The sequence below is a fragment of the Citrobacter sp. XT1-2-2 genome (assembly GCF_023516235.1).
Lineage (GTDB): Bacteria > Pseudomonadota > Gammaproteobacteria > Enterobacterales > Enterobacteriaceae > Citrobacter > Citrobacter werkmanii.
In genome coordinates this window covers 1518675-1536477 of sequence record NZ_CP097324.1, presented here as the reverse complement: position 1 = coordinate 1536477, position 17803 = coordinate 1518675, and the positions used below count along the sequence as shown (strand labels likewise).

The window sequence follows — 17803 nt, the reverse complement described above, 5'->3', positions numbered from 1 at the left end:
CGATCCACCTTTCATTTTAATTCTTCCAGTTTTGCTATCGCCTGACGTTGATTTTTAAGAAACCACAGTTGCCATTCCATCATCTGCTGTTCGGCAAAGCTTTTGTTATCGAACTGAGCAAGCCAGGCCTCATCTTCACTACGCCTGGCATCTATCGGGACGCTGGTCAGTAAGGCTCTGATTTCGGGTAACGGGCGTTTCAGGCGCGCTTCCGCACTGTATAGCGCTCGCCAGGCATCTTTCAGTTGTGCGAGACGAAAACTGATGGCGGTATCAAACATCCGTTGCACCAGCCGCTGCCGCTTAAGGATCAGCCGATAATTAAGCGCAGGCTGATTCATCAACATAGCCTGTTGAGCGGCCCGTGGGTTATCTGGCGCGAGCTGGGTAACCGGATATTTTCCCGTATTCGCATCCGCAAGGATCCGCTGTCCTTCCGGACTTAATAAGTAGCGGATAAAACGACGCGCTTCACTGGCGTGCTGGCTGTTCTTGAGAACGGCGACATAGGTTGGCGACACTGCGGAGCGAGGAAAATAGGTAAAGGCCAGATGCGGATCGTTGAGCAACAGATTGGCATAGTTATCAATGACCGGCCCGGCAACGCCAAGACCGCTCTTTATTTTGTCGGCGACGCCAAAACTGCGTGATGAAATCGTCACCAGATTACCCGCGCTCGCTAACAGCGTCGCCCAGCCCTCTTCCCACCCTTTTTGCTGCAACAGCGACTCAACCATCAGATGATTGGTATCGGAACGTGACGGACTACTCATCAACAACGCATTCTGATATTTAGGCTGCGTTAAATCCGCCCAGTCAGCAGGAGGAGAAAGGTGTCGCGCCGCCAGCGCGGAACGGTTAATTAGCAGGCCAAAACCGGATATCGCCACCGCCACAGAGGTAGAACGAATAGACTCAGGCACCAGCCTCTGGCTTTCCGGCAGCGCATTATCAAAGGGCGCCAGCTTCTGATGCTCCTGAAGATGCTGTAACAGCATGGGCGATGAGGTCAAAATGAGATCAACGTTTTCCGCATTCGCGGTATCAAGCAGTTGTTCCAGCGAGCTGCTGGTCCGGTTTAACGTGCGAATCATCACCGATCCCGGCTGCGTCTGCCAGCGCTGGATAATCCAGGCTGTGGCGCCGGGAGAAAAGGTTGTGGCCATCACCAGCTCTTTACTCAACGCCTGGCGACTCGCCAACAGCGACATGAAACAGAGCGAGATTGCCCAAAAACGCCGCCAACAGAAAAGTCTGTTTGTGATCCCGTTCATAAATACCAACATGTGCAAAAAATAATATTGAGACAAAACTTACCCGTTTATCACTACAGCAGAGAGGAATAAGGTTATTCGCAAGTTTACCAAACGGAAAGTGACTACATCAGCAAAGAATACCCGAAAATACAGTATGAATTTGTTAATATCCGCACATGCCAGCAATAAAAGTCCGCGCAAAAGAACAGAAATAAAATATCATTATTTAAAAAGAGTCAAAATCCGCCGCGCTACCCGCAAAATGGGTCAATAATGACACATTTCATCGACTTGAGTTTCTCTCCTGCCTATTTCACTCTTCACCACGAAAACTCCTGATATTCACATCAATATAAATTTAGGTGATGATATGTTATCAATATTTAAGGCAGGGCCTGCGGCAAATAAAGTCCCGGCGGAGAAAGTCCAGGAAACTTATGGTCGCTATCGCATTCAGGCATTACTCAGCGTATTCCTGGGATATCTTGCGTACTATATTGTGCGTAATAACTTCACGCTCTCAACGCCTTATCTGAAGGAGCATCTGGATCTCAGCGCCACGCAGATCGGTTTACTCAGCAGTTGTATGCTTATCGCCTATGGGATCAGTAAAGGCATTATGAGCAGCCTGGCAGACAAAGCCAGCCCCAAAGTCTTTATGGCATGCGGTTTGATTCTGTGCGCCATCGTCAACGTAGGTTTAGGATTCAGTACCGGATTCTGGATTTTTGCCGCGCTGGTTGTCTTCAACGGCTTGTTCCAGGGGATGGGCGTCGGCCCTTCATTTATTACTATCGCCAACTGGTTTCCGCGTAAAGAACGTGGACGCGTTGGCGCATTCTGGAATATCTCACACAATGTCGGTGGTGGTATTGTTGCCCCGATCGTTGGTGCCGCCTTTGCCATTTTGGGAAGTGAACACTGGCAAAGCGCCAGCTATATTGTTCCGGCCGGCGTTGCCGTCCTGTTTGCATTTATCGTGCTGATGCTGGGGAAAGGTTCACCACGCCAGGAAGGTTTACCGGCTCTGGAACAAATGATGCCGGAAGAAAAAGTTGTATTAAATGCCCGACACGCTGTCCAGGCGCCAGAAAATATGAGCGCCTTCCAGATCTTCTGCACTTATGTCCTGCGTAATAAAAATGCCTGGTATGTTTCACTGGTAGATGTTTTTGTCTATATGGTACGTTTTGGCATGATTAGCTGGTTGCCAATTTATCTGTTAACCGAAAAACATTTCTCGAAAGAGGAAATGAGCGTCGCTTTTTTATTTTTCGAATGGGCGGCAATCCCTTCCACATTACTGGCGGGTTGGCTTACCGATAAACTGTTTAAAGGCCGTCGCATGCCATTGGCCATGATTTGTATGGCACTGATTTTCGTCTGTCTGATCGGCTACTGGAAAAGCGAATCGCTGTTGATGGTGACTATTTTTGCCGCCATCGTTGGCTGCCTGATTTATGTTCCTCAGTTCCTGGCCTCCGTTCAGACCATGGAAATCGTACCCAGCTTCGCAGTGGGTTCCGCAGTAGGATTGCGCGGATTTATGAGCTACATTTTTGGCGCGTCATTGGGCACCAGCCTGTTTGGCGTAATGGTCGACAAAATGGGATGGCATGGCGGTTTCTATCTGCTGATGGGGGGAATTGTCTGCTGCATCCTGTTCTGCTACCTCTCTCATCGCGGGGCGCTGGAACTTGAGCAACAGCGGAAAAATGCTCAGCAAGAAGAAGCATCACTCCAGTTGGCTGACGCCCGTTAATCGAGTTCAGTCTCGCAAAAAGTGCCAGCGTAGCTGGCACTTCCCTACTCTCAGCTAAATAAAAAACAGCTAAACGTGAAAATTCATTTCCAATCGTAACACGCCGGATTATTGCCTACCGTCCCCCACCATAAAGCGAATGATCAAACCGCATGTTGGGGCAAGAAAAAGGAATAATCCGGTTACCATTTCGTTACCATTAGTCAACCGCATAGTAAAAACGTAAATTAAGGCGGTGAGTATGACCATGCCGATAAAAGCGCTTATTGACGCCGCAGCGCCCATTACCTGCCAGATGTAGCAACTGACGCTCAGAATACTCAATGCGAGAAAGGTCCAAAAATAGAGCATAGCGATACCTCCTGTTTGCCATAAAACTTTACGTAAGTCCTTACACTCCCTTGTTTTTATATTCTAAGATAATTTCCATCAGTTCGCAATTTAAGCAACATTTACGTTACAAAAATCACTCATCTGCTTACTATTTAGATATACACCTGGAGTTTATTTATTCATCATAAAAACAATGAATTATAAATAGTCTTTTTTTTGTTCTTAATCGCCCCCAAAATATTTACGAAACTTGAGTAATTATTTCTGGCTGACATTAATCTTCGGGTGTACATTGTGCGTCCGATCATTCATGCCCCTCGTGGTTTTGTCCTGACTCAGTTTTACACTCTTTGCAGGAACCAATGTCGTTTATGGCGGCCTAACGATCTGTGCAGAGTGTAACGCGCCAGACCCAGCGTCTTCGCGATACATCTATTTCGTATCAACAACAGGTGCTTATGTTTCCCCAATGTAAATTTTCACGCGCGTTTTTACATCCGCGCTATTGGCTCACGTGGTTTGGCGTCGGTGTGCTCTGGTTACTGGTACAACTTCCCTATCCCGTATTATGTTTTCTTGGTACCCGTACAGGAACACTGGCTCGTCCATTTTTAAAGCGCCGTGAATCTATTGCACGTAAAAACCTCGAACTCTGTTTCCCCAATCTGTCGCAGGAAGAGAGAGACAAACTGGTCGATGAGAACTTCCATTCACTCGGCATGGGACTGCTTGAAACAGGTATGGCCTGGTTCTGGCCGGATCACCGCGTTCGCAAATGGTTTGATGTAGAAGGGTTGGACAACCTGAAACGCGCCCAGATGGAAGACCGTGGCGTGATGGTCGTAGGCGTACACTTTATGTCGCTCGAATTAGGTGGCCGCGTAATGGGGCTGTGCCAGCCGATGATGGCAACCTATCGCCCGCACAACAATAAGTTGATGGAGTGGATCCAAACCCGCGGTCGTATGCGTTCCAACAAAGCCATGATCGGCAGAAATAATCTGCGTGGCATTGTCGGCGCCCTGAAAAAAGGGGAAGCGGTATGGTTTGCTCCCGATCAGGACTACGGTCGTAAAGGAAGCTCGTTCGCGCCTTTCTTCGCCGTTAAAAACGTGGCAACCACCAATGGTACTTACGTGCTGTCACGCCTGTCGGGCGCAGCGATGCTGACCGTAACCATGGTGAGAAAAGCAGACAACTCAGGTTACCGCCTGTTTATCACACCACAAATGGAAGGTTACCCGGCAGATGAAAGCCAGGCTGCGGCTTATATGAATAAAATTATCGAAAAAGAGATCATGCGCGCGCCCGAGCAGTATCTCTGGATCCACCGTCGCTTCAAAACCCGCCCCATGGGTGAAGCCTCGTTATATATCTAAAAAGAAAGGCCTTACGGCCTTTCTTTTTGTCTGTGGCTGAATTACTTAACACCCCACTCGTTCTGTAGTTCAGTCATGCGCTCATTGTAGTTACGAGCAATACAGGCTGGTTTATCCTGCTCTTTCCAGCACTCGTTTCGTCCTTTAACCCAGCCGCGCTGCTCCGCTTTCAGCGTTGGGTTATTTTTCGATTTAACCAACGCCTGTTTGTAAACCCCGTTCAACTTAACATCCATCGCGGAGAGTGATGGACTCTGGCAAATAACCTCTTCAATACTTCCCTTTGCCACCGCTGAGCAGGAGAAAGAAGGGCCGCTGTGGGGCGATTTTTCCCCCGGGGCGTAGTCAATATTGTCTTCAGGCTGACAAATTCCGTGCTTACGATTTGGCCCTGCCCATGAAACTTCCGGGTTGCCGTCATCTTTACGGGAGATGGAAAGCGTATTTTTGCCGCTTTTGGCTTCCCAGTAGTTTTCATTGAAGCTCTTTACGGTCGCCTTGGCACCGTCAATCCAAACGTTACCTTTACCATCACTATTCACACCACCAATACTTGCGCAGCTGAAATTAAACGCCAACGGTGAGGCCGCCATCGACGTCACTGGCGTAAGAACGAGTGCTAACATCATTAATCTGGTCATTTTTAACCTTTTCATTATTGAATTCCGCGAAAAATTAACCGCATTCATACTATGGTGATATGAGAATTCTCCGACTAATCATTACGTCGCTCAATAGCAATTTATTACCGGCAGAAATTAAACTGTCGCCGAATCACGACACTTGTAAGTTATTAAAATTAAATAGAAAAATGCCTCTTGTCTCACCTCATTTTTAGGCGTACATTAGCGCCGTCTGGAGCACTAAAGCTCAGAATTCTGAGGTGATGCCGCCAGGCAAACGAGGGATATTCTCCATTTCGTTTGCGCGTGCATCAGCTCTCTGTCAGGTAAGCATATGTTCATTCAGACGTACCCAGGTACGCGGAGAGATGAAAAGTGAAATATTTCTTTATGGGCATTTCTTTTATGGTCATCGTTTGGGCCGGTACGTTCGCCCTGATGATCTAAATAAAAGACGCAGCAAAAAAACAGGAGCCATCAGGCTCCTGTTTGCTTTTGGAGATCTCACGATCGGTTAGTCGGTACTTTCAATAGCCGATTTCGCACTGGCAGGCAGTAAGCCATCTGCGCGGAACATCGCTTTGATGCCGCGGATCGCCTGGCGGGTACGGTCACGGTTTTCAATTAAGGCAAAACGCACGTGCGTATCGCCATAATCACCAAAGCCAATCCCCGGCGAAACGCATACTTTCGCTTCGTTCAGCAGTTTCTTGGCAAACTCAAGTGAGCCCATCGCGGCATATTGCTCAGGAATTTTCGCCCAAACGTACATTGAAGCCTTTGGCATCTCGACCATCCAACCGGCCTCATGCAGCCCTTTAACCAGTACATCGCGACGGCGTTTATACTGCTCGGCAATATCCCGTACGCATTGCTGATCGCCTTCCAGCGCCGCGATTGCCGCAACCTGCAACGGTGTAAACGTCCCGTAATCGTGATAACTCTTGATGCGTGCCAGCGCGTTGACCAGCGTTTTATTGCCAACCATAAAACCGATACGCCAGCCCGCCATGTTGTAGCTTTTCGACAGGGTGAAAAATTCAACCGCGACATCACGAGCGCCAGGTACTTGCATAATCGATGGCGCTTTCCAGCCATCGTAAACGATATCGGCATAGGCGAGATCGTGAACCACCAGCACGTCATAGCGTTTAGCCAGCGCGACGACTTTTTCGAAAAATTCCAGCTCGACGCACTGTGCTGTCGGGTTGGATGGGAAACCTAAGATCATCATCTTCGGTTTCGGGTAGCTTTCACGGATCGCGCGTTCCAGCTCATTAAAGAAATCGACACCTTCAACCAGCGGCACTGACCGTACCTGCGCCCCGGCAATCACCGCGCCATAAATATGGATCGGATAGCTCGGGTTGGGTACGAGAACCGTATCACCATGATCGAGCGTTGCCAGCATCAGGTGCGCCAGTCCCTCTTTGGAACCAATAGTCACAATCGCTTCGGATTCGGGATCAATTTCAACGTCATAGCGTTCCTGATACCAGCGGGAAATCGCCCGACGCAGACGCGGAATGCCGCGAGACGTGGAATAGCCATGCGTGTCCGGGCGCTGCGCCACGGTACACAGTTTTTCAACAATGTGAGGAGGTGTGGCCCCATCCGGGTTCCCCATACTGAAATCGATAATATCTTCGCCGCGCCGACGCGCAGCCATCTTCAGTTCAGCGGTAATGTTAAAAACGTAAGGGGGAAGGCGATCAATACGCGTAAAGCGACGTTCAGGGCAGGAGTCAGCCATAATATCCTCAGATTAACGTTAGCGCCCGGACCGTCCGAGCGACGCTGCCACGATGGTGGCACGTTTAGAAAATAGCCTGAATAATTTCCTTCTGTCGAGAGGCAAAACAAAATATTTTTTTTCGACACAAATGAGGAACAGGCAAAAAAAATGAGGAAATATTCATTTTCACACACCGCTAAAAATTACCATCATTTAACATTTTGTTGTTGAAAACATTACCTTGATCTTTGCGCTTAGAAGACAGGTATTGTAAATACAACAACAATGCAACAATCCCCTTTTAATATTAAGGTTTTTCCTCATTAGCCGCAGGCTGCGCGGGCGCTGGTCATCCAGACTCAGGTTGCCTATCATAGAGGTTTAACCCCTGCGCAAGAGTCACCCGTGCACGAAATATTTAATATGCTGCTGGCGGTATTTGACCGGGCAGCGCTGATGCTGTTTTGTCTGTTTTTCCTGATTCGTATCCGCCTGTTTCGCGAACTGTTGCACAAGTCAGCTCACTCCCCGAAAGAGTTGCTCGCCGTCACCGCGATTTTCTCGATGTTTGCCCTGTTCAGTACCTGGTCCGGCGTACCGGTTGAAGGCTCACTGGTAAACGTACGTATTATCGCGGTCATGTCGGGGGGAATTCTGTTCGGTCCGTGGGTCGGCATCATTACGGGACTCATCGCCGGCACCCACCGCTACCTGATTGATATTGGCGGCGTAACCGCCCTACCCTGCTTTATTACCAGTATTCTGGCAGGCTGCATTGCCGGGTGGATCAACCGTAAAATCCCCAAAGCGCAACACTGGCGCGCAGGTATTTTAGGCGGAATGCTGTGCGAATCCCTGACCATGATCCTCGTCGTTGCCTGGGCGCCTACGACCGCGCTGGGGCTGGATATAGTCTCGAAAATCGGTATCCCGATGATCCTGGGCAGCGTCTGTATTGGTTTTATCGTCATGCTGGTTCAAAGCGTGGAGGGCGAGAAAGAAGCCAGCGCCGCGAAACAGGCCAAGCTGGCACTGGATATCGCCAACAAAACCCTGCCGCTTTTCCGTCACGTCAACAGCGAGTCGCTCCGCCAGGTGTGTGAAATTATTCGCCATGACATCCATGCAGACGCCGTCGCGATTACCAATACCCAGCACGTTCTGGCCTACGTTGGCGTGGGTGAACTGAATTACCGCGATAACGATGACTTCGTCAGCCCGACCACGCGACAGGCGATCAATTACGGGAAAATCATCATAAAAAACAATGATGAAGCACATCGGACACCGGAAATACACTCCATGCTGGTGATCCCGCTTTGGGAGAAAGGCGTTGTCACCGGCACGCTGAAGATCTACTACTGTCACGCTCACCAGATCACCTCCTCGCTACAGGAAATGGCCATCGGCCTGTCGCAAATTATCTCGACTCAGCTTGAGGTTTCTCGGGCGGAACAGCTACGCGAAATGGCAAATAAGGCAGAACTGCGGGCACTGCAGAGTAAAATAAATCCCCATTTCCTGTTTAACGCCCTGAACGCTATTTCGTCGTCGGTGCGACTTAACCCGGACACCGCGCGCCAGCTCATTTTTAATTTGTCGCGTTATCTTCGCTATAATATTGAATTAAAAGATGATGAGCAGATCGACATCAAGAAAGAGCTGTACCAAATCAAGGATTACATCGCCATCGAACAGGCCCGTTTTGGCGACAAGCTGACGGTTATTTATGATATTGATGAAGAGGTAAGCTGTTATATTCCCAGCCTGCTGATTCAGCCGCTTGTCGAGAACGCCATTGTTCATGGTATTCAACCCTGCAAAGGGAAAGGCGTGGTGACCATCAGCGTTGCAGAGTGCGGAAATCGGGTACGAATTGCCGTGCGGGACACCGGTCATGGGATCGATCCGAAAGTGATTGAGCGGGTCGAATCCAATGAAATGCCGGGTAATAAAATTGGCCTGTTGAATGTCCATCATCGCGTTAAGCTGCTCTATGGCGAAGGATTACTGATCCGCCGTCTGGAGCCGGGCACAGAGATTGCCTTTTATGTGCCTAATCAGCACTCGCCCGCAGCCGCACCGGCCACATTATTGCTTTAACCAGGAGTGAAGTCGTGAAAGTCATCATTGTCGAAGATGAATTCCTGGCCCAACAGGAACTAAGCTGGCTGATAAAAGAGCACAGCCAGATGGAGATTGTCGGCACATTTGACGACGGTCTTGACGTGCTGAAATATCTCCAGCACAACCGCGTTGACGCTATTTTTCTGGATATCAATATTCCCTCGCTGGATGGTGTACTGTTGGCGCAAAACATCAGCCAGTTCGCGCATAAGCCCTTTATTGTGTTTATTACCGCGTGGAAAGAGCACGCTGTTGAAGCTTTCGAACTGGAAGCTTTTGACTATATTCTGAAACCGTATCAGGAATCGCGCATTGTCGGCATGCTGCAAAAGCTGGAGGCCGCCTGGCAACAGCAGCAAGCGGGAACCTCGCCAGCCAGCCCGGTGATCCGTGAAAACGATACGATCAACCTGATTAAAGATGAGCGGATCATCGTAACCCCGATCAACGACATCTACTACGCTGAAGCCCATGAAAAGATGACCTTCGTCTATACCCGGCGCGAGTCGTATGTGATGCCAATGAACATCACCGAATTTTGCAGCAAACTGCCTGCTTCGCATTTCTTCCGCTGCCACCGCTCATTCTGTGTGAATTTGAATAAAATTCGCGAGATCGAACCCTGGTTTAACAACACCTACATTCTGCGCTTAAAAGACCTGGAATTTGAAATCCCGGTGAGTCGGAGTAAAGTGAAAGAGTTCAGACAGTTAATGCACTTATAGCGCAGAGAAAGAGCAATGAAAGAGCCAGGCCTGCCCGCCGACCAACAGTTTTTTGCCGATCTGTTCAGCGGCCTGGTGTTAAATCCGCAGCGTCTGGGGCGCGTATGGTTCGCTACGCCGCGAACCACATTACCGACCGGCAGTTTATGTATTGACCTGCCCCGCCTGGATATCGTGCTGCGCGGAGAGTACAGCAACCAACTGGAAAAGCAGCAGCACAGCCTGGCGGAAGGCGACATGTTGTTCATCCCGGCTAAAGCGGCGAATTTACCAGGCAACGATAAACCGGTGATGCTCTTGAGCCTGGTATTTTCTCCAGCCTGGCTGGGCCTCTCTTTTTACGACAACCGAACCGCATCGCTGTTGCGTCCCGTACGTCGCATTGAGTTACCACATCCGCAGCGCGGTGAAGGCGAGGCGATGCTTACCGCATTGACCCATTTGAGCCGCTCACCTCAGGCCCAGGATATTATTCAACCGCTGGTGCTTAGCCTGCTGCACCTGTGCCGCAGCGTGGTCAACACCCGGCCTGATATAGCGCGCCCGCGCTCTGAATTTCTCTATCACAGCATATGTAATTGGGTCCAGGACAACTATGCCCAATCGCTGAGCCGGGAAAACGTAGCGCAGTTTTTTAATATCACGCCGAATCACTTATCTAAAATATTTACCCAGCATGGCACCATGGGATTTGTCGAGTACGTGCGGTGGGTGAGAATGGCGAAGGCGCGCATCATCTTACAGAAATATCATCTGTCGATTAGCGAAGTCGCACAGCGTTGCGGGTATCAGGACAGTGATTATTTTTGCCGCCTGTTCCGCCGTCAGTTTGGCCTGACGCCGGGCGAGTACGGCGCGCGTTTCCAGTCAGCACGTTGATTGAGACAACACCAACGCGTTAGTCATATCCACTTATATCGTTGTAAAATAATGCCCCTTCGCACATAACGTGCAGGCTGACTCAACAAAGTGAATATTCGATGAAAAACAGACGTGCACTTTCCCTGATGTGTCTTCAAATGCTGGAATCAGGTGCGGATCGTCGGACCGTGAAAAGAGCGCTCACCGCCCGACGCGTAAAAGGTCGCCAGGCGGTAGTACTGCTCTGCAAACAAGAGATGACGTTATTAAGGGCCGGGAAACTGCCGATTCAACACACCATAGATTAATAATTTCTCTATCAGAAGCCTTTACGCAGCCTGTAAGCGCCTCGCTGCAGGCTGGAAAGCGTTCCTCTCTGTAGAATTTAAAACGTCAGTTCCGCCTCCAGCAGCGCCAGAATGCTTTCGGCATCGGTAGCGGCAAACAACGACTGGCGGAACTGCTTGTTCACCAGCTTACGCGCCAGCTGCGAGAAGACCTTCACGTGGTTAATGCCTTCATCGGCGCCTAGCGTCAGCATGATCACCAGTTCAACGTCGCCCATCTCGGACTGCCAGTCTATCGGCTGAGCAAGCCGGGCAATACTGATGCTGGAATGGCTGATCCACTGGGATTTAGTATGTGGGATAGCAACCCCGAAACCTACGGCGGTAGTGACTATCTCTTCACGCTGCCAGACATCTTCCTCCAGCTCAAACGGATGTTCGGTGCGTCCATTTACCCCAAGATTGCCACATAAGAACTGGATCGCCTGCTCTTTGTTGGTAAGGGGCTCACCAACAAAAATATTCTCCAGCGCCAGTAGCGGGCGCACCTCTTTCTGTGGCGCAAACTGGTTCAGCAGATCTTCAATCTCCTGAGCGCTGCGACACTCGCAGGCCTGCATAGCGAGTTCGCGACACGCCTGGCAGTCCAGTTGACGAAGCTGGCTTTTCACTGCCGGAATCCGTGGGCTGCTCATACTTAGTTCGTCAAGCCCTAAGCCCAACAGCAGCGGCAAGTAACGTCCTTCGCCGCCCAGTTCTCCGCAAATGCCCACCCATTTACCACGTTCGTGCGCCACGCGAACAATCTGCTGCAACATCCGCAAGAACGAGGGCGTAATCGGGTTATATAGTGGCGACACGCGAGGATTATTGCGATCGACAGCGTACAGATACTGGGTCATGTCATTGGAACCAATGCTGAAGAAATCCACCTCGTCGCAGAAGTGGTCGATGATGTAACACACCGATGGTACTTCAACCATAATGCCCAATGAAATTGTCGGAGCATGACGTAAACCCTCCGCTTTCAGCTCCACCAGCGCTTTTTGCAATTCGCTTTTTACCCATAAAATCTGGTCGAGGCTATGCACCATTGGGATCATCAACTGCGCATTACCGAAGGTCGCCGCGCGTAAAATGGCGCGCAACTGCGTGCGAAACAGCCCGGCAAACTCGGGATAAATCCGCACCGCACGATAGCCCAGGAATGGGTTCTCTTCTTGCGGAATATTGAGATAGCGGATGTTCTTATCGCCACCAATATCCATCGTGCGAAAGATAACCGGCTTGTCGCCCGCAGCCAACAACACCTGCTGGTAGGCCTCAAACTGTTCCTGCTCGTCGGGAGCGCTGTCGCGATCCATAAACAGCATTTCTGTGCGAAACAACCCGATCCCTTCCGCGCCATTGGCAAACGCTCCCGGCGCTTCCAGCGCGGTGCCAATATTCGCTGCGACGTCAATTCGTTGATTGTCTTTGGTTAACGCGGGCTGGGCGGCGTCAAGCGCTTGCCGACGCTGGCATTCGTCAGCCAGCTTCTGCGCAATCGCATAGTAGCCGCGAACCGCCTCGTCTGGATTAATGGCCAGGACCCCACATCGGGCATCCAGGACTGCGGGTTGCCCGGCATAGCGGCTAATCGCTGCCAGCGGCAAGCCGCTAAGCACCGGAATCGCCGACGCCCGAGCGAGGATCAGCGTATGCGAGGTGCGCCCTGTTTTCTCAAGGATCATGCCTGACAGATGCTGCAAATCGAGACTCAAAAACTGACTGGGCGTCAGATCTTCAGCCACCAGAATCGTTGGTTTTTCCAGCACCAGCGCATGGCGCGGCCGCTTTTCAGGCCACGTAATATGTAGCAATTGTTCGCTGATATCACGGATGTCGCTGACGCGTTCACGCAGGTAATCGCTGCCGGAAGCCGACAGCTTGTCGCATACTTGCTCCATATTGGTAATAATCGCCGCCCCCAGCCCCAGATGCTGCTCCAGCATTAAGTGGCGAATATTCCCGGCAAACTCGTCGTCCTGAATCAGAGACAGATGCGCGCTGAGAATGGTTTTACTCTCACCATCGCGCTCACGCAGTTGCTGATTGAGCAGTTCCGCCAGCGTCGCCAGACTGTGCTCCAGCCTGGCGTTGTCTTCCGCACTCGCCGCAATCGCGCGATAGCTCTCCAGATTATCACTCTGCCACAGCGTGAGCTGACCTGCCCCCACGCCGCCTGCCAGCACGGTGCCATACAGCAAATCCGGGTTGAGCCGAATCAGCGAACGCGGCAACGGATGCGCCGCCAGTTCCGCCGCCCCTGGCTGAACGCTGTCGCTGTCGATAAACCGCTGCTGAATGTACTCCTCCAGCACCCGCCTGGCCTGCTCTTCATCCTGACCGGTGATGGTTAAGCTACAGCTGTCGTTAAACAGCGTCCCGGTGCCAATCAGCGCCAGCGAGCTTTTCGCATCCGCTTTGGCGTTTTGACGATGGTTGAAAAACATCACCTCACTTTGCCACTGGCTGCACTGCTCTTTCAGCTCCCATGCTGGACGCGCATGCAGTCCATTGGGTAACGGGCAAAGAAATTGAATCGTTAGCATAACAACTCCTGATTAGCGCGAAATCAGCACCTGAAGTCCGTCAGATGAGCCACGGTTTCGCACGTAAGATGTGAAATAAGCGCCGACAGCAACTGCTGCGTCTGGATGATGTCACGACAGTCGGCAATTGATGCCGCACAGTGCCCATACCGCGTAGCTGGCCCCATAACAACCGTCGGGATCCCCGTTCCGCTGACGTGTACGGCCCCGCCGTCTGTGCCGCCATTACTGAACATATCGAGCTGTAACGGGATGCCCGCATCAGTGGCTACACTTTCAATCCATGCCGTCAGCTTTGGCGGCGCAATCAGCGATTTATCGCTCAGCACCAGCATCGGGCCTTTGCCGAGCTGTCGGTGGTTGGCCGCGCCATAATCAAAATTTTTCGCCCAGCAGGCTGTATCCAGCACGATCGCCACATCGGGCGCAACCGCACGCGCTGCCGTTTGCCCTCCGCGCAGTCCCACTTCTTCACTGGAACTGGCCACCAGCCACACCTCGCAAGGAAGGATGGCGTTATGCCATGCGCGCAGCAGCGCGATCAGCAAATAACATCCAAGTCGGTCATCAAAGGCTTTGCCCATGACGCGTTGGTGCGGCAAAACCTGAAAAGTCGTGTCAAAGGTGACGCGATCGCCTGGACACACGCCGGCCTGAAGTACTTCGTCATAAGACCGCGCGCCAATATCCACCCGCAGCGCATTCACCTCATTGCCACTGCGATCTCCGTCGAGCAGCCCCGGGATTTTGCTCTCTTCGCGGGTGGTAATCCGCACTGGCTGTAACTGTCTGGCCGCCATACGCACATTTCCCACCGGCAAGACATCGATCGCCCCTTCCCTGGAAATACTGCGCACAATAAATCCCACTTCATCCATATGCGCGCAGATCATTACCTTCGGACCGGTTGATTCATTCAGGCGGATCAACACCGATCCCAACCCATCGAAGCGCACTTCTTTGTGCAGACGATCTGCTTCTTCGAGCAAGATCTGTCGCACCTCCTGTTCTGAGGAGGCGATCGCATCAGCCTCGCTCAGCGCCTTCAGTAGCGATAAGTCCATCACGCCTCTCCCGTGTGTAACAATGTTTTCGCCATGGTGTAGAGCACCTCGCCGCCGTCTGGCGTAACCAGCACCACGTCCTCGATACGCACTCCGCCCTGCCCCGGCAGATAAATACCTGGCTCAACGGTGAGCAGCATTCCCGCCGCCAGAGGCGTCCCATCGGTAGGGGAAAAACGTGGGTTCTCATGGACTTCAATGCCGATAGCGTGTCCGGTATTGTGACCAAACGCATTACCATAGCCCGCCTGTGTAATAACTTGCCTGGCTGCGGCGTCCACCTCATTGCAACGCGCGCCAGGTCGAATTGCCGCTACCGCCGCCAGTTGCGCTTCCAGGACAACCTGATAAATCGAAAATAGCGCACTGTCTTCTGCAGGTTGCCTGGCGTCAGGTATGCGAAACGTTCGCGTCATATCCGAACAATACCCCTGATACTGTGCGCCAAAATCCAGCGTAATGAATTCACCTGCTGCAACCCGTTTATCGCTGGCTTTGCCATGCGGCAGCGCGCCGCGCCAGCCGCTGGCGACAATGGTGTCAAAAGAAGCTTTGTCTGCGCCAAGCGTGCGCATAAACCACTCCAGTTCGGCGGCAATCTCGCGCTCACTCAGACCGGGTTGAATAAACCGCCGTATATGTTCAGCGCTGAGGTCGGCAATCCGACAGGCTTCACGGATACAGGCTATTTCCTGGGCCGTTTTCACCTGCCGAAGCACATCCGGCACGGCGCTGACCAGCCGTCCATGCAGTTTGCCTGCCCAGGCCTGTGCCGTTTCCCAGCTTACCTGCTCGCCTTCGAACCCCACCGTCTGCAGCTTTTCGTCAGCAATGATGTGATTCACCCGCGAATACAGCGTCTGTGTGCCATCGAGGAGATGGATCTGGTAGCCCTGGGTACGCGTAGCGACATCAGTGTAATAACGGGCATCGACCAGGATATGCGCGCTTTCATGGCTGATAAACACATACCCTGAACTGCTGGAGATCCCCATATGTGGCTGTTTATTCTGCCGCGATGACAGCAGCATCGCATCGAGATGTTGCGCCGTTAACCAGTTACGCAGCGAGGCAAGTAAGCTCATGGTTACAATCCTTTTGATCAGAGGCTTTCAATCAGCAATTTGCCTTTGCGGTACATCAGATGGCGCAGGAACACCACCATCAGCGCCGTAATCACCGCACCTAACAGGATCCCTGCCATATAGACACCGAGATTGGTCACCAGCGGCCATGCCCAGATAGCCGACTCAGGGAACCATTGCACCGCACCCAGCCAGACGGCAGCCGTCGATCCGACAATGGCGCCAACCATGTAAGAGGGAATTGCCGTGATGGGGCTTTCCAGCGCAAACGGGATAGCCCCTTCGCTGATGCCCATAAATGCGAGGAACATTGCCGTTTTTCCCTGCGGGTAGAGCTGGGCGCTGAACAGACGTTTCCCCGTTAAGCGGCGGTCAAGCAGCGTTGCCAGCCCGAGACCAATCGGCGGAATCACAATCGCAATAGAGCGCGCGGTGACCGGCAGAACGTGATCGGTGGTAAAGCTGAAGGCGACAAATCCAGCGGCTTTATTAATCGGCCCCCCGAGGTCGATGGCCGTTGCCGCGGAAATCCCCATCGCATACATCAGCGTCCCTTTCTCTCCTGCTGCGGTCAGCAGAGTACGAATTCCACCGTTGATCCAGCCGCCAAACGGCGTGATTACGTAATACATCGCCAGCATGACGAAAATGGCGGAGAGAATGGGTAGCAAGAAGGTGGTTTTGAACGCCAGCAGGAAATCAGGGAGCTGAATTTTTTGGTTCATCCACTTCACCAGATATCCGGCAACGATCGAGATAATGAGCGCGCCAATAAAGGTGGAAGGCACGGGAGCACTGGTTACCCATTGCAGCGTCGATGGGTCAAAATTCAGCATCTGGGTAGGCTGAGTAGACATCAGCCCACCGATGAACCCCGCCGGAAACGCCAGTTTGCCGCCAATCGAATTGGCAACAAACGCGGCAAACATCGGAATAGCAAAACCAAACAGCACGCCGCCAAAAGATTGCGACAACCAGGCAAACTTCAGTAATGAGAGATTAAAACCGGTAAATTTTCCGCTGTTCAACGCATCCATGATGCCCGTGTCAGCAGGAATATCGAGCCAGCTATAAGCGATCAGTTGCGAGAAGGCGAGAATTACCCCGCCCATAATCAATGTCGGCACCATGCGTGAAATACCCGACATCACATGTTGCGGAAGTTCGCCCCAGAAGCTGTTGCGGGAGGCCGGTGGATTTTTTATTGCCGCTGTCGCACCAGATGCGCCTGGCACAACGGTTGCACTGCGTTTTTTAATGGCCATACGTAGTTCCCTGTCGATGATTATTGTTGTTCAGCGGCAACCATCTCTTCGATCTCTTTAATGATGCCGGCCGCATTTTTTATCGCGTCCTGTAGCGTAATTTCGTAGACGTCACGCGACTCGAAACGCTCGTTATCTTCCGGGGTAACGGCAACTGAATGGATGATTAACGTCGCCTCAGCGATATCCTGCGCCGTCAGTCGATTTTGAATTCCGTCAGCGCCCTGAGTTTCGATTTTCACTTCATAACCGGCTTCAACCGCCGCTTCTTCCAGCGCCTGCGCCGCCATAAAGGTGTGAGCCAGCCCCATTGGGCACGCACAGACAGCAATCAATTTTTTGCTCATATTCATTTCCTCGTAATAGTTAACGAGAGAAATTATGGTCCGAGGCAAGTAGCGACCGTTATCAGACAAATAATGCTTTTACTGGACATATAATCCAGTAATCAGGAAGTGTGACGAAGGTCGGAAAGCTGGGCGGCAGGCATAAAAAAACCGCGTCAGAAGCGTAATGCTTGTCAGTTAATCATTATGGAGAACATGTGATTGCGACTCAGGGTTCCGTTCACTTCAGCTTTTCACTTTTCTGAAGCACAGGTACCCGTGAACGTGCAAGGGAGGCTCACCGCCGCCTCCCTTGCAACCCAGGCTCCCGGCGGGATTGTTAAGGGTACGGCGATAGTACCCTTAACACGTTCACAGGCA

Annotated in this window: 16 protein-coding genes; 7 read left to right on the top strand and 9 right to left on the bottom strand. The window is 51.7% G+C overall.

Annotated features, from left to right (window positions below; genetic code table 11):
• Positions 1 to 11: 11 nt before the first annotated feature.
• Positions 12 to 1205, bottom strand: a complete 1194-nt coding sequence (gene pgtC, locus M4I31_RS07250; RefSeq protein WP_121530023.1) for a phosphoglycerate transport regulator PgtC — start codon at positions 1203 to 1205, stop codon at positions 12 to 14.
• A 421-nt stretch (positions 1206 to 1626) separates the two neighbouring features.
• On the opposite strand from pgtC, the gene pgtP reads away from it, so the two are divergent.
• Positions 1627 to 3018: a phosphoglycerate transporter PgtP gene (pgtP, locus tag M4I31_RS07245; RefSeq protein WP_038642412.1), complete on the top strand. Its 1392-nt coding sequence runs from the start codon at positions 1627 to 1629 to the stop codon at positions 3016 to 3018.
• Between the two features lie 108 nt (positions 3019 to 3126).
• Here the strand turns inward: pgtP and M4I31_RS07240 are convergent, their stop codons facing one another.
• On the bottom strand, positions 3127 to 3369 hold the full coding sequence (locus M4I31_RS07240; protein ID WP_038642414.1) for a DUF2545 family protein: 243 nt from the start codon (positions 3367 to 3369) through the stop codon (positions 3127 to 3129).
• A gap of 440 nt (positions 3370 to 3809) precedes the next feature.
• On the opposite strand from M4I31_RS07240, the gene lpxP reads away from it, so the two are divergent.
• A complete protein-coding gene (gene lpxP, locus M4I31_RS07235; RefSeq protein ID WP_085047788.1) occupies positions 3810 to 4730 on the top strand; it encodes a kdo(2)-lipid IV(A) palmitoleoyltransferase in 921 nt (306 codons plus the stop codon).
• Between the two features lie 41 nt (positions 4731 to 4771).
• Here the strand turns inward: lpxP and M4I31_RS07230 are convergent, their stop codons facing one another.
• Positions 4772 to 5386: a lysozyme inhibitor LprI family protein gene (locus tag M4I31_RS07230; RefSeq protein WP_085047787.1), complete on the bottom strand. Its 615-nt coding sequence runs from the start codon at positions 5384 to 5386 to the stop codon at positions 4772 to 4774.
• A gap of 342 nt (positions 5387 to 5728) precedes the next feature.
• Here M4I31_RS07230 and ypdK point away from each other — a divergent pair, with 342 nt between their 5' ends.
• Entirely contained in the window at positions 5729 to 5800 is a 72-nt protein-coding gene (gene ypdK / locus M4I31_RS07225; protein ID WP_010723117.1) for a membrane protein YpdK, read from the top strand.
• Positions 5801 to 5867: 67 nt separating this feature from the next.
• On the opposite strand, the gene alaC is transcribed toward ypdK, so the two are convergent.
• On the bottom strand, positions 5868 to 7106 hold the full coding sequence (gene alaC, locus M4I31_RS07220; protein WP_085047786.1) for an alanine transaminase: 1239 nt from the start codon (positions 7104 to 7106) through the stop codon (positions 5868 to 5870).
• A gap of 387 nt (positions 7107 to 7493) precedes the next feature.
• Between alaC and M4I31_RS07215 the strand changes: the two genes are divergently transcribed.
• From M4I31_RS07215 to M4I31_RS07200, 4 genes are all read left to right on the top strand, one after another.
• The gene (locus M4I31_RS07215) at positions 7494 to 9191 is read left to right on the top strand and encodes a sensor histidine kinase (RefSeq protein ID WP_071888159.1); all 1698 of its coding nucleotides are present in this window, start codon (positions 7494 to 7496) and stop codon (positions 9189 to 9191) included.
• Between the two features lie 14 nt (positions 9192 to 9205).
• On the top strand, positions 9206 to 9940 hold the full coding sequence (gene ypdB / locus M4I31_RS07210) for a two-component system response regulator YpdB (protein ID WP_085047785.1): 735 nt from the start codon (positions 9206 to 9208) through the stop codon (positions 9938 to 9940).
• Positions 9941 to 9955: 15 nt separating this feature from the next.
• A complete protein-coding gene (locus tag M4I31_RS07205) occupies positions 9956 to 10819 on the top strand; it encodes an AraC family transcriptional regulator (RefSeq protein WP_038642425.1) in 864 nt (287 codons plus the stop codon).
• Positions 10820 to 10920: 101 nt separating this feature from the next.
• Positions 10921 to 11109, top strand: a complete 189-nt coding sequence (locus M4I31_RS07200) for a hypothetical protein (protein ID WP_085047784.1) — start codon at positions 10921 to 10923, stop codon at positions 11107 to 11109.
• A 77-nt stretch (positions 11110 to 11186) separates the two neighbouring features.
• Here M4I31_RS07200 and ptsP read toward each other — a convergent pair whose 3' ends face one another.
• From ptsP to M4I31_RS07175, 5 genes are read right to left on the bottom strand one after another with little or no spacing between them, the layout of a single operon-like run.
• Positions 11187 to 13682, bottom strand: a complete 2496-nt coding sequence (ptsP, locus tag M4I31_RS07195; RefSeq protein ID WP_085047783.1) for a phosphoenolpyruvate--protein phosphotransferase — start codon at positions 13680 to 13682, stop codon at positions 11187 to 11189.
• Positions 13683 to 13705: 23 nt separating this feature from the next.
• The gene (ypdE, locus tag M4I31_RS07190; RefSeq protein WP_085047782.1) at positions 13706 to 14746 is read right to left on the bottom strand and encodes an aminopeptidase; all 1041 of its coding nucleotides are present in this window, start codon (positions 14744 to 14746) and stop codon (positions 13706 to 13708) included.
• Positions 14746 to 15831 carry an aminopeptidase gene (ypdF, locus tag M4I31_RS07185; RefSeq protein ID WP_085047781.1) on the bottom strand — a complete coding sequence of 362 codons (1086 nt, stop codon included), beginning with the start codon at positions 15829 to 15831 and terminating at the stop codon, positions 14746 to 14748. The genes ypdE and ypdF overlap by 1 nt, the downstream gene beginning before the upstream one ends.
• A 17-nt stretch (positions 15832 to 15848) precedes the next feature.
• Positions 15849 to 17096, bottom strand: coding sequence for a PTS fructose transporter subunit IIC (locus tag M4I31_RS07180; RefSeq protein ID WP_038642433.1), 1248 nt, complete (start codon positions 17094 to 17096; stop codon positions 15849 to 15851).
• A gap of 20 nt (positions 17097 to 17116) precedes the next feature.
• A complete protein-coding gene (locus M4I31_RS07175) occupies positions 17117 to 17443 on the bottom strand; it encodes a PTS fructose transporter subunit IIB (RefSeq protein WP_003028254.1) in 327 nt (108 codons plus the stop codon).
• Between the last annotated feature and the right edge of the window lie 360 nt (positions 17444 to 17803).

Coding starts and splice junctions, on each gene's coding strand:
- M4I31_RS07205 (WP_038642425.1), top strand. CDS start 9,956: ATGAAAGAGCCAGGCCTGCCCGCCGACCAACAGTTTTTTGCCGATCTG.
- ypdF (WP_085047781.1), bottom strand. CDS start 15,831: ATGAGCTTACTTGCCTCGCTGCGTAACTGGTTAACGGCGCAACATCTC.
- alaC (WP_085047786.1), bottom strand. CDS start 7,106: ATGGCTGACTCCTGCCCTGAACGTCGCTTTACGCGTATTGATCGCCTT.
- M4I31_RS07230 (WP_085047787.1), bottom strand. CDS start 5,386: ATGAAAAGGTTAAAAATGACCAGATTAATGATGTTAGCACTCGTTCTT.
- ptsP (WP_085047783.1), bottom strand. CDS start 13,682: ATGCTAACGATTCAATTTCTTTGCCCGTTACCCAATGGACTGCATGCG.
- M4I31_RS07180 (WP_038642433.1), bottom strand. CDS start 17,096: ATGGCCATTAAAAAACGCAGTGCAACCGTTGTGCCAGGCGCATCTGGT.
- M4I31_RS07175 (WP_003028254.1), bottom strand. CDS start 17,443: ATGAGCAAAAAATTGATTGCTGTCTGTGCGTGCCCAATGGGGCTGGCT.
- M4I31_RS07200 (WP_085047784.1), top strand. CDS start 10,921: ATGAAAAACAGACGTGCACTTTCCCTGATGTGTCTTCAAATGCTGGAA.
- pgtP (WP_038642412.1), top strand. CDS start 1,627: ATGTTATCAATATTTAAGGCAGGGCCTGCGGCAAATAAAGTCCCGGCG.
- ypdE (WP_085047782.1), bottom strand. CDS start 14,746: ATGGACTTATCGCTACTGAAGGCGCTGAGCGAGGCTGATGCGATCGCC.
- lpxP (WP_085047788.1), top strand. CDS start 3,810: ATGTTTCCCCAATGTAAATTTTCACGCGCGTTTTTACATCCGCGCTAT.
- M4I31_RS07240 (WP_038642414.1), bottom strand. CDS start 3,369: ATGCTCTATTTTTGGACCTTTCTCGCATTGAGTATTCTGAGCGTCAGT.